The 13,080-nt window shown below is 58.4% G+C and carries 12 protein-coding genes and 1 tRNA gene; 10 read left to right on the plus strand and 3 right to left on the minus strand.

The features are described 5' to 3' along the window. The first annotated feature begins 143 nt into the window (after nt 1–143). Nucleotides 144–224: transfer RNA gene (locus ACXUPB_RS03210), tRNA-Ser, on the plus strand. A 106-nt stretch (nt 225–330) separates the two neighbouring features. On the opposite strand, the gene ACXUPB_RS03215 is transcribed toward ACXUPB_RS03210, so the two are convergent. Next, nucleotides 331–1,701 (minus strand): glycosyltransferase, encoded by a 1,371-nt coding sequence (locus tag ACXUPB_RS03215; RefSeq protein ID WP_472955301.1) that lies wholly within the window; start codon nt 1,699–1,701, stop codon nt 331–333. Nucleotides 1,702–1,887: 186 nt separating this feature from the next. Between ACXUPB_RS03215 and ACXUPB_RS03220 the strand changes: the two genes are divergently transcribed. From ACXUPB_RS03220 to ACXUPB_RS03260, 9 genes are all read left to right on the plus strand, one after another. After that, entirely contained in the window at nt 1,888–2,655 is a 768-nt protein-coding gene (locus ACXUPB_RS03220) for a helix-turn-helix transcriptional regulator (RefSeq protein WP_472955303.1), read from the plus strand. Nucleotides 2,656–2,839: 184 nt separating this feature from the next. After that, a complete protein-coding gene (locus ACXUPB_RS03225) occupies nt 2,840–3,196 on the plus strand; it encodes a RidA family protein (RefSeq protein ID WP_008959745.1) in 357 nt (118 codons plus the stop codon). Nucleotide 3,197: 1 nt separating this feature from the next. After that, nucleotides 3,198–4,139, plus strand: a complete 942-nt coding sequence (gene lhpI, locus ACXUPB_RS03230) for a bifunctional Delta(1)-pyrroline-2-carboxylate/Delta(1)-piperideine-2-carboxylate reductase (protein WP_472955305.1) — start codon at nt 3,198–3,200, stop codon at nt 4,137–4,139. A gap of 114 nt (nt 4,140–4,253) precedes the next feature. Then, a complete protein-coding gene (dctP, locus tag ACXUPB_RS03235) occupies nt 4,254–5,327 on the plus strand; it encodes a TRAP transporter substrate-binding protein DctP (RefSeq protein WP_335596856.1) in 1,074 nt (357 codons plus the stop codon). 116 nt (nt 5,328–5,443) lie between these two features. Next, on the plus strand, nt 5,444–5,989 hold the full coding sequence (locus ACXUPB_RS03240) for a TRAP transporter small permease (RefSeq protein WP_472955308.1): 546 nt from the start codon (nt 5,444–5,446) through the stop codon (nt 5,987–5,989). After that, a complete protein-coding gene (locus tag ACXUPB_RS03245) occupies nt 5,986–7,260 on the plus strand; it encodes a TRAP transporter large permease (protein WP_071695389.1) in 1,275 nt (424 codons plus the stop codon). The genes ACXUPB_RS03240 and ACXUPB_RS03245 overlap by 4 nt, the downstream gene beginning before the upstream one ends. A gap of 21 nt (nt 7,261–7,281) precedes the next feature. After that, the gene (locus ACXUPB_RS03250; protein WP_472955311.1) at nt 7,282–8,313 is read left to right on the plus strand and encodes a histone deacetylase family protein; all 1,032 of its coding nucleotides are present in this window, start codon (nt 7,282–7,284) and stop codon (nt 8,311–8,313) included. Continuing rightward, complete coding sequence (locus ACXUPB_RS03255; protein ID WP_472955314.1) at nt 8,310–9,416, plus strand: class II histone deacetylase; 1,107 nt, start codon at nt 8,310–8,312, stop codon at nt 9,414–9,416. The genes ACXUPB_RS03250 and ACXUPB_RS03255 overlap by 4 nt, the downstream gene beginning before the upstream one ends. Continuing rightward, nucleotides 9,413–10,366 carry a branched-chain amino acid transaminase gene (locus ACXUPB_RS03260; RefSeq protein WP_472955316.1) on the plus strand — a complete coding sequence of 318 codons (954 nt, stop codon included), beginning with the start codon at nt 9,413–9,415 and terminating at the stop codon, nt 10,364–10,366. Before ACXUPB_RS03255 ends, ACXUPB_RS03260 begins: the two co-directional genes overlap by 4 nt. 183 nt (nt 10,367–10,549) lie before the next feature. On the opposite strand, the gene ACXUPB_RS03265 is transcribed toward ACXUPB_RS03260, so the two are convergent. Continuing rightward, on the minus strand, nt 10,550–11,659 hold the full coding sequence (locus ACXUPB_RS03265; RefSeq protein WP_472955317.1) for a pyridoxal phosphate-dependent aminotransferase: 1,110 nt from the start codon (nt 11,657–11,659) through the stop codon (nt 10,550–10,552). 22 nt (nt 11,660–11,681) lie between these two features. Then, a complete protein-coding gene (locus tag ACXUPB_RS03270; RefSeq protein WP_472955319.1) occupies nt 11,682–13,064 on the minus strand; it encodes an FAD-binding oxidoreductase in 1,383 nt (460 codons plus the stop codon). Between the last annotated feature and the right edge of the window lie 16 nt (nt 13,065–13,080).

The following is a 13,080-nucleotide window of genomic DNA, read 5'->3' on the forward strand; positions in this document are numbered from 1 at the left end:
TCTTCTGATCCTAACAAAATATTGCCCTAAAGTGTCCACATTGAGACAACAAAACTTTGCTCTAGCGAGCCAAAACGAGCATTTTACGAGGTTAAAAACCTTTAAAATCAATCCAGTGTGCCAGTGTGCCAGTGTGCCAGTGTGCCAGTGTGAGCCGGTGCGCTAAGGCTTCAAAATCCGCCGCCTTTACGGGTGTGCCAGTTCGAGTCTGGCTACCGGCACCATATTTAAAATCAGGCACTTAGGTGCCTTTTTTGTGCCTGTCTTTTATGTTTTCTCTCTCCTAAATGCCTGCATGTGTCCACAAAGTGTCCACGTAGGTTCTGGCTTTTACTTGCTCCCACGAGCCAAACTCTCAGCCGCAAGCTGACGATAAAGACTCACCAGCTCCGCGCTCTTGGCATCCTCATGCCAGCTAGCGGCGTAGGTTTGGGCGCGTTCGGCTAGCTGTTGGCGCAGGGGTTCATTGCTTAGCAGGCGGTTGACCTTGGCGGCGAAGTCGTCATGAGTATCCTTGGCGATCAGGCAGCCTTCTCCCTCTTTCAGTACATCCAACGTGCCCATCATGGCGGTGGAAACCACCGGCGTGCCGAGGGCCATCGCTTCCAGTAGCACCAGCCCCTGGGTTTCCGTGCGTGATGCAAACACGAATACGTCGGCGGCGCGGTAGGCGGCTTGCAGCGGGCCGTTGCGGTCAAGGTAGCCGAGGAACAGTACGGCGTCTGCCACGCCCATTTCCTGGGCGCGTTTGACGAGCGAATCATGGGCCGGGCCTTCGCCGGTAATGATTAGCCGGGCGGTGGGGTGTTCGGCTAATACCTTGGGCAGCATATCGATCAGAAAATCGATGTTCTTCTCAAAGGCGGTGCGGCCTACATAGAGCAGCAGCCGCGCTTCTTGCGGCAGGTCGTAGTGAGCACGAAAGTCGCTGGCATCCTGGGCTCCTTGGGGGTGGCAAAACGCTTCAAGCGCTAAACCAGTGGCAATAACCATGATGGGTGTCGTTACGCCGTAGTGGGTGAGCGCTTGTTGCATTGCCCGTGAAGGAGCGACCAATGCGTCGAGCTGCTGGCACTGGTGCACTGAAAGCCGACGCGCGGCAAGTCGTAGCCAGCGTCGTGGAAGCCAGCGGATATAGTGGTGAACATACTCCTCAAAGAGGGTGTGGTAGGTCGCTATCACCGGTATCCCAAGCTGACGCCCCAGCGCTACACCGGCATAGTGTGCGGTAAAGGGTGTGTGCACATGAATAAGATCAAAGGCTTCATCTGCCAACTGAGGTGCTAGGGCAAGTAGGTCCCGATAGCGCATCATGCGGTCTTCAGGATCGCCGGGCACGCGGCGGGTAGGAATACGCAGCACGCCCGGTTCGTCCACTTGGCCCACCGGGTAGTCGGGGCAGATCAGCGTGACCGAGTGGCCCAAACGCTCAAGGGCACCGCGAAAACTGGCAATGGAGGTGGAAACGCCATTGACACGGGGGAAGTAAACATCCGAAATCATCAATACTTTCATACCGCTCTGCGGCATGTTGGTCGTTGACGCTGCTGGGTGAAACAGCGTTAAAGTCGATGCTAGCCGCGCCTTGCGGTCAGCTTCACGTTGTAGGTGCAGGGCATTACCGTTGGCTAATTGAGTTAGGGCCGCGAGTTCTGGGTCACTGAGAGGAGAGCTGAGATAGGGGCGTCGGCGCTGTGGCATGTTGTTTGGACTCTTTTGGCAGCTTATTGCCACGCTAACCCGAGTCCATGACTGGCGGATGACAGCCAGCACCCAGCTTGCGCCCATTGAGCAGAGCGTTTGCGCACAGTGGGCGGTTCCCTCGCTTTTTGTTGCCTAGCCGTTTTATAGTGCTTCAATAGCACTCAACGAAGACGGTAATCGACCATGGCCCTTTTTGAGCTGCATAGCCGCAACTTAGCCCAGGAGCAGGTGGCCCATACCCACGATTTCCATCAGCTTATTCTGGCCACTTGTGGCGTCACGGAGCTTTCGATGGAAGGCCAGGGGGAGCGGGTTACCGCTCGCCGTGGCTGTCTGATTCCTTCCTCGCGCCATCACGAGTACCAGGGTGATGGCAGTAACCGCACTCTGGTGTTGGATATTCCCGTTGCGCATTTGGCGTCGCTTGAAAAGGGCAGCGAGATTGAACGCCTGTTTGATAAGCCGCGCTTTTTCAGCGTGCCGCCCGCGTTAAACCAACTGACCCACGCCCTGGCCAATCAGCTTGAACAGTGCCCTGCGCTGCAGAATGAAATTGCGATTCTGCTGTTACGGGCGCTGACCATGTACCTGCAAGATGCCTCTCCCTCAGAGGTCGGGCAATTGGGTCAGCACTGCATCAGCGAACGACTCGATCTTGCCCGCCTGGATGCTTGGTTGGATCAGCATCTTGCCGATGAGATCCGTGTCGAGCAGCTAGCTGCTTTATGTGCCTTGAGCCCAGGACACTTTCACAGCTGCTTTCGTGAGCTGACCGGCGTTACGCCGCTGGCCTACGTGCAGCGCAGGCGCTTAGAGCATGCCCGTACCTTGGTTCGCCATAGCACGCTCAGCTTAGGGCATATCGCCATGCTGGTCGGCTTTCGCGATCAAGGTAGTTTTTCCCGCGCCTATCGGCGTTATTTCGAGCTTTCCCCATCTTCAGATCGTTAGGTCCTCATCTGGCCGCTAGCCCCTCGCCGAACCGTTAGTGATAAAATTGTCCTGCCTGCATGACTTGCGGGCAAATCTACCTCAGCTTCGGGCAAGTAATTTGCCTGCTAGCGCTTTAGTCTTTGACTAATCCCTTATATCAACACCCTTTATATCAGCAGCACCGCTTTCAAGGAGCAACACCATGGGCGTTACCTATCAAGACAGCAATGCACGTATGAGCCAAGTGGCGATTCACAACGGCACCGTTTATCTAGCAGGCCAGGTTCCCCCTGATGCCACCGCGGATATGCGTGGCCAAACTGAGCAAGTGCTGGCGCGTATTGATCAACTGCTAGCCCAAGCGGGCACCTCGAAAGAGCATTTGATATCGGCGCAAATCTGGGTCACCAGCATGGCGGAATTCGATCAAATGAACGCGGCTTGGGATGCCTGGGTCGTGCCCGGTCGCCCGCCGGTGCGTGCCGCGCTGGAAGCCCAGCTCGCCAAGCCCGAGTGGAAAGTTGAGATCATGGTGGTAGCCGCGCTGCCGGAGGCCTGATATGCGGGTTGTTACTGCCGAAGAGGTCACTCGCCACCTGACGTGGGGTGGCTTGATCAAGCGGCTACACACGACGTTCGTGAACGGCGTGGAGTCGCCTCCCCGCCATCACCACGCGATGCACCGGCCCGATGGCGAAGCCACCATGCTGCTAATGCCCGCCTGGGAAGCGGCGGGCTATATCGGCGTCAAAATGGTCAACGTGTTCCCGCAAAACGCCGACCACGGTATTCCCGCCATCTCCGGGCTCTATTTGCTCAGCGAAGGTAAGCACGGCCAGCCGCTGGCCTGTATCGATGGCAGCGAGTTAACCCGGCGTCGTACGGCGGCGGCCTCCGCGCTGGCCGCCCAAGTGTTGGCGAATGAAAACGCAGAAACGCTGCTAGTGGTGGGCACCGGTAAGTTGGCGCCCATGGTGATCGAGGCTCACGCCAGCGTGCGCCCTATCAAACGTGTGCTGATCTGGGGCCGTAATCCCAGTAAAGCAGCAGCCATCGCCGACGAGTATGCCGAACGCTTTGAGACCCACGTGGTGGAAGACTTGGCGGATGCCGTGGCAGAAGCGGATATCGTCAGTTGTGTGACGCTCTCTACCCAGCCGCTGATCAAGGGCGAGTGGCTGACGCCCGGTACCCATCTGGATTTGATCGGCGCGTTTCGGCCACAGATGCGCGAAACCGATGCGCTGTGTTTGCGACGCTCAGAGGTGTTTGTGGACACCTACGCCGGCGCCAAAGGCGAAGCGGGCGATGTTCTGCAAGCCATTGAAGAGGGCGAATTTCAGTTCGACCAGATCCAAGGGGAGCTTGCAGAAGTGCTAGCAGGGACTAAGTCGGGGCGCTCTGCACCGGAGGCCATCACGCTATTCAAATCGGTGGGCGCCTCGCTTGAAGACTTGGCCGCTGCCATTGAAGTGTGGGAGTCACTCCCCGAACAGCCATAATTTTTTCAGCAGACATGGTTTTAATAATAACAACAGTAGCAACGACATCGTCACCGATCAGGTGGCCACGCCAGTCATAACGAAGACCGACCAATAATCAAAACGAGGTGTGTTATGAACGCTAAAAAATCTGCACTTTTTGCCGCCTTGGCGGCACTTCCGCTAGCCATTGCCAGCGCCAATGCCCAAGCGCAATCCTATGAAATGGTGATCGCCACGCAGCTGCCCGAGGATATGAGCAATAACGAAATCTACCCGGCGCTGGTGCATTTCAAAAATTTGGTAGAGGCGCGTACCGATGGAGATCTAGAGGTCACCATCTTCGGTGGCGGCCAGCTAGGTTCTGAAGTGGAAAACGGCTCGGAAGTGCAGGGCGGGCGAACGCTACAGTCGACCATTATGTCCGCCGGGGCGATGTCATCCTTCTACGAAGACTACCAAGTCGTTACGGCGCCTTTCCTGTTTACCAACTGGCGCCAGGCGTGGAGCTTCTTTGACAGCGAATGGTTCGCCGACTTTATGTCCGGCACCGTCGAAGATGCCGATATGCGCTATTTGGGCACCTTCGACGATGGCGGTGGTTTTGTCGCTTTCACTAATAACGTGCGCTTGATCGAGACCGTTGAAGATTTAGAAGGCCTTAATATCCGTACCGAAGAGAACCCTGCCCACGTGGCGATTATGCGCTCGCTAGGCGCTTCTGCTACGCCACTGCCCTGGGGCGAGCTGATCACCGCGCTGGAAACCGGCCTGGCCGATGGTCAGTTCAATGCGCCGGTACTTAACACCACCTTCAACTTCGATGCAGTGACCGACTACACCACGCTCACCGGGCATGTGTATAACAGTGCGCCCTGGGTCGTCAGCGAGTCGTGGTACCAGTCGCTACCCGAAGAGCATCAGCAGGCCGTGATTAGCTCTGCGCGGGAGGCGATTCAGCTGAGCCACGGTATGTCTGGCGCGTTAGCGACCGCCAGTTGGGTCGAGTCCTGCGAGCGCTTCGAGGAGTGCTACCTAATGCCCGACGCCGAACGCGAGCGGATGGCGGAAATTGCTCGTCCCGCCTGGCAGGCGTGGATCGTCGATGACTTCGGCATGGACGAAGCCCGCGTGCAGGGGCTGCTGGATGAAGTCGAGCGTGTCGGCCAGCAGTTGGCAGACGACGACTACCGCATTTATGGTCAATAAATTCAGAGTTAATAAATGCAGGGCCAATAAGGCTAGGGATAAAAAGAACCAGGCCAATAACGGTTAGCGAACGATATACGCTGGGGCGAGGTGTGGCCCCAGCGTGAGGAAAAACCATGAGTGTTTTAACTCCTTTGCGCCGCGTGAGTGATCTCGTCAATCAGGTGGCCATCGTGGTGTGTGTGGGCTGTATCCTGGCGATGCTGGGCATCTCGTTCACTGCGTTTCTCTACAAGCTGATCACCGGTAGCACGCTGAGTTGGACCTACTCGCTGGCGCGGCTGTTTCTGCCCTGGATCGGCTTTCTTTCCATGACGATTTCGCTGCGCTACGGCGAACACGTCGCCATGACCCTGCTGGTTCGCAGCTTGCCCCGCGTGATGGTGCAAGTGGCGGCCGGGCTCTGCCTGGCGGTGATTGGCCTGTTTGCACTGATGCTGACCTGGTATGGCTGGGACTACTTTATCAGCGCCACTCAGGTTTACATGGTCTCCGATCAAATCCGTATTCCCAGCAAGTTTACCGCCATTGTCATTCCCATTAGCGGGGTGATTATGCTGCTGCACTTGGTGCACGGCTTTGCCCTGCTGGAGCACTTCATCGATGAGCAGGACGTGATTGGCGAACTCATCGACACTAATGACGGAGAGCACCGCTCATGACCCCTGCCATTATTGCGTTTGTCGTGCTGCTGTTTATCGGTGCACCGGTAGCGGTGGTGATGGCCATGTCGGGGCTAGCCGGTGGTTTTGCCATCGGGGGGGAGCGCATGCTTGGCATTATTGCCGATCGCATGTTCTCCGGCGTTTCGGGCTTTTTGTTGATTGCCGTGCCCTACTTTATTTTCACCGCTGAGCTGATGAACCAGGGCGGGCTGACCCACAAGCTGATTGCGTTCAACAATGCGCTGTTTGGTCGGGTGCGGGGGTCACTCTCTCACGTGAATATCTCGGTCTCGGTGTTTTTTGCCGGTCTCACCGGCGCAGCGGTCACTGATACCGTCGCCATCGGCAAGATTATGATCCCCGAGATGAAAAAGCAGGGCTACGATGCCGAGTACGCCGCCGCGGTTACCGCCTGTTCATCGATCATTGGGCCGATCATTCCCCCCAGCGTGGTGATGGTGGTCTACGCCACGCTGCTGCGGGATATTTCGGTGATTGACCTGTTTGCCGGTGGCATTATTCCTGGCCTGTTGATGGCGCTGGCGCTACTGGGCGTCAGTTTCTTCCTGGCCTGGAAGCGCAACTACCCGAAACAGGCACCCACACCCTTTAAGGCGGCCATCATCGCGCTGTTAGTCGCGCTGCCTGCGATGGTGGTGCCGCTGATTATCCTCGGGGGGATTCTCTCGGGGCTCACCACGATTACCGAAGCCTCGGGCTTTGCAGCGGTTTACGCCATTGTGATTGGCGTGGTCTTCTACCGTAATCTTACCTGGCGCAAAATCTGGGATTCTCTGGTGACTACGGTGCGCTTCTCCGGCGTGGTGTTTTTTCTACTGGCCACCTCGGCGGTATTGGGCTGGTTCGTCACCCGCTCGGGCATCGCCAGGGATGCAGCCAGCATGATCACCACCTTTAGCGATGTGGCCTTTGTGCAATTGATGCTGGTGTGTCTGCTACTCTTGGTGATTGGCACAGTGATGGACGTGCTGCCTGCCCTGGTGGTCATTGCGCCGGTGCTGGTGCCTGCGATGATCCAGCTGGGCTTTGACCCGCTCCACTTCGCGATCCTGATGATCGTGGTGCTCAATATCTCCAACGTGACGCCTCCGGTGGGGATGACGCTGATGACCGCCGCGCGAATAGCCGAGGTGCCGTACGAACGGGCGATCGTGGCCTCGCTGCCGTTTTACGTGTCGTTTTTAGTAGTGATAGTGCTCCTGGCGGCGTTCCCAGCACTCTCCACCTGGATTCCGTCACTGCTGTAATTTAGCTAAGGACTGCGACCCATGAAGTGTTTTTATCACCCTGACCAGGCGTTGCATGCGCCGCCGACCTTCCTGCTGCGCGGCCAGCCTGTGCCTTCTCCGGAAGGCCCGGTGCGCGCCGAGCTGCTTACCCAGGGGCTGGCAACGGCTGGGCTGACCCTGACCGCGCCTACAGAGGCGGATTCGCCAATGCTGCGCAAGCGCTTAGAGCAGATTCATACGCCGCGTTACCTCACGTTTTTGGACACCATTTACGCTCGCTGGCAGGCGCTGCCCAATGCGGCGGAATTTGTTGCACCCAATATTCACCCTTGCGGAGGTGGCCACCACTACCCGCGCCACCCGATTGGGCAAGCAGGCTGGCATTTGCACGATATGGCCTGCCCGCTAAGCGCGACCAGTTTTCAAGGCGCGCTGGCCTCGGCGGCTAGTGCCGAAGCGGCGGCAGAAGAGGTACTTAATGGCGCGTCTACAGCCTACGCGCTGTGCCGCCCGCCGGGTCACCATGCCGGGCCGGAGCGTGCTGGGGGCTTTTGCCTGCTGAACAACTCAGCGCTGGCGGCGACCGTGCTGCGTGAGCGCTACGGCAAAGTCGCGATCATCGATGTGGACCTGCATCACGGCAACGGCACCCAGGATATTTTTTATTACCGCAGCGATGTCTGGACAGGCTCACTGCACGCTGATCCTAGCGACTTCTACCCGTTTTTTTGGGGCGGTGCTGATGAAGAGGGCTTTGATGAGGGCGTAGGCGCTAACGTTAATCTACCCTTGCCGGTAGGCAGCGACGGGGATGTCTATCTGGACGCCCTGGCAGTGTTAATTGATCACCTGCAGCGCTACGAGCCCGATGCCGTGGTGGTGGCGCTCGGGTTAGACGCCCATAAAGATGACCCGCTCGCGGGGCTTACGGTGGAAACCGAGGCGTTTGTCGAGGTGGGTAAACGCCTGGCGGCGCTCTCGCTACCCATGGTGATTGTTCAGGAAGGTGGCTACCCCACCGAGCACCTAAGCGCCAATCTAGCCGCGTTTATGCAGGGTTTTACGGCATGAGCAGAACCGGTTTCTACTGGCACGAACGCTGCTTCTGGCACGACCAGGGCGCGATAGGGGTGTTTTCCGCTCCCGGCGAGTTTTTACAGCCCCAGGCCGCCTCGGAAAGCCCGGAGAGCAAGCGGCGGCTGAAGAATATACTCGAAGTCAGCGGCTTGATTGACGAGCTGAACGTGGTGAAACCGCCCGCCGCCTCGCTGGAAGACCTGCTGCGCTTTCATACCCTTCGCTATTTAAACGAACTGCAGGCAGGCGATAAAGCGCGGGGTGGCAATGGCGGTGACTGCGCGCCTTATATGCCGGGCAGTTGGGCGGCGGCCACTCATTCAGCGGGGCTAGCCGTGGCGGCTGTTGAGGCCGTGGCGCTGGGGGAGGTGAGCAACGCCTACGCCCTATGCCGCCCGCCCGGCCACCATGCGGAAGCTGACCAGGGCCGTGGCTTCTGCCTGCTGGGCAATATCCCCGTGGCGGTGATGCGCGCCCGGGCCTTGGGGCAGGTTAATCGCGTGGCGATACTCGATTGGGATGTTCACCACGGCAACGGTCAGCAGGCGGCGTTTTATAACGAGCCTGAAGTCTTTACGGTTTCTATCCATCAGGCGGCCAACTACCCGCTGGAAACCGGCAGCTTTGACGAACAGGGCGAAGGCGCAGGCCTGGGTGCCAACCTTAGCCTGCCGCTGCCGCCGGGCTGTGGCCTGGGCGCTTACGCATACGCTATGGAAACGCTGGTGCTGCCAGCGTTGGAAGCCTTTAACCCCGATATGATTGTGGTGGCCTGCGGTTACGACGCCTGCGCCAAGGACCCGCTAGGCAAAATGCTGCTCAACAGCCAGGCGTTCGCCACCATGACTGCCCAGCTTAAAGCACTGGCCGAGCGCTGCTGCGATGGCAAGCTGGTATTTATTCACGAAGGCGGCTACTCGGAAGGCTATGTGCCGCTCTGCGGCCATGCGGTGATCCAGACTCTGGCGGGTAGTGAGATTGCCGTGTCCGACCCGCAAAACGATGAAATTGCCGCTTGGGGCTATCAGGCCCTGCAACCGCACCAGCAGCTGTTAATCGACGACTGGTGCCAACAGTGGGAGCAACGCAAACAATGACACCGCTTTATGACCGCGATGGCTGGATCTGGCACGACGGTGAATGGCTGGAGTGGCGCGAGGCCAAGGTGCATGTCTTCACCCACACGTTGCACTATGGCATGGGCTGTTTTGAGGGCGTACGCGCTTACGCAGGCCCTTCGGGCACGCATCTGTTTCGTGCTGCTGAACATACCCGCCGCTTGGCAGAAAGCGCCCATTCGCTGGATATGCCGCTGCCGTTTAGCGAAGCGGAATTGATCGACGCCCAGCGCCAGTGCCTGACCAAAAACGGCCTGAGCAATGCCTATCTCAAGCCCACGGTATTTTTCGGCGCGGAAGGGATGGGGCTGCGTGCGCAAGGATTAACCACCCATGTCATGGTGGCCGCTTGGGATTTGGGCCCCTATATTTCGCCCCAGGCCGCGACCCACGGCTTGCGCGCGCTGACGTCATCCTGGGCGCGCCACCACGTCAATATCAGCCTCTGCCGGGCGAAAACCAATGGCCACTACGTCAACTCGATACTGGCGTTGAATACGGCGATCAAAGCCGGGTTTGATGAAACCATTATGCTCGACCCAGAAGGCTATTTGGCCGAGGCATCAGCGGCCAACGTCTTTTTGCTCCGCGATGGCGTGCTGCATACGCCGGAAGTGACGTCGTGCCTACAAGGCATTACTCGGGATAGCGTGATTCAGCTGGCGCAAAAAGTACTGGGTATTGAGGTGCGCGAGCGTCGGATTACCCGCGATGAGTTATACACTGCCGATGAGGCGTTTTTAACCGGCACCGCCGCCGAGATACTCCCGCTGCGCGAGCTGGATGGTCGCCGTATTGGTGGACGTGCTGGCGCACCACCCGTCAACGAACCCATCAGCCAAGACAGCGTCACTGCTCAACTGCAGAGCTTATATCGTCAGGCGGTGCGCGGAGAGCTGGATGATTTTCGGCATTGGTTAACGCCTTAAAACTATTGGGGTTGGAAGTAAATGCTATGCATCCCCCCTTTCACGAGCTGCGAGGGCAGGTTGGAGCGAGGGTCTTTTTCCAGGGATGGAAAAAGTAGCGCCCAGGGATGGGTTCACAGCGCCCTCGCGGAAACCTGCCCTCGATGCACCGTGCCATCCGCTTGCCCAATTTTACCAACTTAATCAGGCGCGCTCTTTAATAGCCCGTTCGAGCGCGTCTAATCTCCCCGGCTCCAGCGCGGCTTGCACGGCAGTGATGCGAATCACATTGGCAAGCTCTGGATGCGCCAAGCGAGCAACTAATACGCCTTTGTCTAGCAGTTGCTGGTGAACCTCGGCGGCGAGGTCAGCGCTGGGCAGGCGAATGCCGATAAAATTGGTGGCGCTGGGCAGCACGTCGGCCCCTAGGGCGCGAAAGTGCTCCGCCAACTGCTCCCGGCGGGCTTTTACATTGGCAACGTGTTGGTGAACCTCGTCAGGGTGGTCGAGTACCACTTCTGCAGCGGCCAGGGTTAACGACGATACCGCGTAGTGAATGCGCACCTTCATCATCATCGACAGCACTTCTGGGTCGGCGATGGCGTAGCCAATGCGTAGGCCCGCCAGACCGTGAGCCTTGGATAGCGTACGTAGGCGAATCACTCCCGGTATTGCTTTAGCAGCGAACTCGCTACCTGCGTCATCGCGGAAATCCCCATAGGCTTCGTCCAACAACAGCCAGCAGGTATCGGGCAGCGCATCGCGCAGCTTGAGGATGTCGCTGTCGCTGTGTAAGTGGCCGCTGGGGTTATCCGGGTTTGCCAGATACACCAGTCGTGCGTTTTCCTGATGGGCAGCGGCGGCCAGAGCTTCCAGGTCGGGGGCCAGCACGCCGGGTGCTTCATAATAGCTGGGCTCTACCAGGTTGCAGCCCTGGCCTTTGGCAAAATAGCCCAAGGTGGGGTAGGTGCCTGCGGTGCTCACCACGGTTTCCCCCGGTTCGCAGGTGGTGCGCAGGGCCAGGGCAATCAAACTATCGGCACCGGCATCTACCAGCAGGGTTTCAAGCGCCATACCCTGTTGTTCGCTAATACGTTTGCGAACACCCAGCGCCTCGGCGTCGCCGTAGCAGTAAACGTGTTCGACCAGGGCATCGCCAAAGTGATCGCGCAGGGCGCGGTGAGGCATATCCAGGCCTTCGTTAGAGCCCAGCCGATGGGGTAACACCTTGCCAAGTCGGCGTTCTAGCACCTTAATGCCCGGAAATGGATTAGCAGGGCCTTCACTCAGTAAGTGGTTGGGGTAGCGGGGCATGTTGATATCCTAAAAACAATTATTAACTCAATATTTTACCGCGATTGAGAAGGCGATGTGGGTCTAGCGCCTGCTTGAGCGTATGCATCAACTCAATCTCGGCGCTGGAGCGGCAAGTGGCGAGCCAAGGGCGTTTCTCCAGGCCAATGCCGTGTTCTGCGGAGACTGAACCGCCCAGTGTGGCCAGCGGCTGGTAAACCATGGCTTCAACCTCTCGCCGAACTTCGATCTCAGCACTCCCCACGCTAACGGAAATATGCAGGTTGCCATCGCCGAGATGGCCAAATACCACCAGTTTCGCCTCTGCCCAGCGCTGGGTTAGCTGCGCTTCCAAGGCATCGGTGTAGCGCTGCATATCGGCAATGGGCAGGCTGACATCGAAGGTGAGTACTGGCGCAAGGCCTTTGACCAATCCTTCGATATCTTCACGAATCGCCCATAGTCCGTCGCGCTGGGTGCTGGATTGGGCAATCACCGCATCGACAATTAGCTCGCTCTCCAACGCGCTTTCTAATGCTTCGTTGAACTGGGTGGCATTGCGCTCGGCGTCGCTGCCCAGGGACTCAATAATCACATAAAACGGGTGCTCGGTGGCAATTGGTGGGGTGTGGCGGCCCAGGGTTTCAGTGAGCAGGCGGTAGTGGTTTTGCCACATCACTTCAAAGGCTCCCAGGCTGCCGCCAAGCGCTTTACCCATATGGCTGAGTAGACCGGTTAACGCCTCAAACGAAGGGCAGGCCACCATCGCCGTTTGCTCGCTGGGAGTGGGTGGCTGAAGGCGCAGTACCGCACGGGTCACAATGCCCAGGGTGCCTTCACTACCGATAAACAGCTGCTTCAGATCGAAACCGGCGTTATTTTTCAGCATGCGGTTCATGGAACTGACCACGCGGCCATCGGCCATCACCGCTTCCAGACCGAGTACCTGCTGGCGCATCATGCCGTAGCGGATCACCCGAACGCCACCGGCGTTGGTGGCGATATTGCCGCCAATCGTGCAGCTGCCCCGAGCGCCCAGATCCAGCGGGAACTGCAGGCCGACCTCTTTCGCTGCCTCCTGAACTCGCTGCAGCGGTGCCCCCGCCTGCACGGTGAGAGTGCCGCCCACTTGATCGATCTCTTCAATCGCGCTCATACGTTCCAGGGAGATCACTAACTCATCCGGGCTGGCTTCTGCACCGTGCACCAACCCGGTTAAACCGCCGTGAGTCACCACCGGCTGCTGCAACTCATAGCAGGCGCGCATCACTGTGGAAAGCTGCTCCGTATCCGCCGGGCGAACAATCGCCCCAGCCTGGCAGGGCGCGCCGGTCATCCAATCCACGCGTCGGCTGTGCACATCGTCGCCGGTCAATACATGGGCGGGGCCAACAATAGCGCGCAGCGCCTCCAGGGTTATTTGCATGTGTTTTCCTTAGCTT

It is taken from the genome of Vreelandella sp. DA03-1M, assembly GCF_055725665.1.

Bases quoted from the DNA above. Each gene is read 5' to 3' on its own strand.
- ACXUPB_RS03215 (WP_472955301.1), bottom strand. From the start codon at position 1,701: ATGCCACAGCGCCGACGCCCCTATCTCAGCTCTCCTCTCAGTGACCCA.
- ACXUPB_RS03220 (WP_472955303.1), top strand. From the start codon at position 1,888: ATGGCCCTTTTTGAGCTGCATAGCCGCAACTTAGCCCAGGAGCAGGTG.
- ACXUPB_RS03225 (WP_008959745.1), top strand. From the start codon at position 2,840: ATGGGCGTTACCTATCAAGACAGCAATGCACGTATGAGCCAAGTGGCG.
- lhpI (WP_472955305.1), top strand. From the start codon at position 3,198: ATGCGGGTTGTTACTGCCGAAGAGGTCACTCGCCACCTGACGTGGGGT.
- dctP (WP_335596856.1), top strand. From the start codon at position 4,254: ATGAACGCTAAAAAATCTGCACTTTTTGCCGCCTTGGCGGCACTTCCG.
- ACXUPB_RS03240 (WP_472955308.1), top strand. From the start codon at position 5,444: ATGAGTGTTTTAACTCCTTTGCGCCGCGTGAGTGATCTCGTCAATCAG.
- ACXUPB_RS03245 (WP_071695389.1), top strand. From the start codon at position 5,986: ATGACCCCTGCCATTATTGCGTTTGTCGTGCTGCTGTTTATCGGTGCA.
- ACXUPB_RS03250 (WP_472955311.1), top strand. From the start codon at position 7,282: ATGAAGTGTTTTTATCACCCTGACCAGGCGTTGCATGCGCCGCCGACC.
- ACXUPB_RS03255 (WP_472955314.1), top strand. From the start codon at position 8,310: ATGAGCAGAACCGGTTTCTACTGGCACGAACGCTGCTTCTGGCACGAC.
- ACXUPB_RS03260 (WP_472955316.1), top strand. From the start codon at position 9,413: ATGACACCGCTTTATGACCGCGATGGCTGGATCTGGCACGACGGTGAA.
- ACXUPB_RS03265 (WP_472955317.1), bottom strand. From the start codon at position 11,659: ATGCCCCGCTACCCCAACCACTTACTGAGTGAAGGCCCTGCTAATCCA.
- ACXUPB_RS03270 (WP_472955319.1), bottom strand. From the start codon at position 13,064: ATGCAAATAACCCTGGAGGCGCTGCGCGCTATTGTTGGCCCCGCCCAT.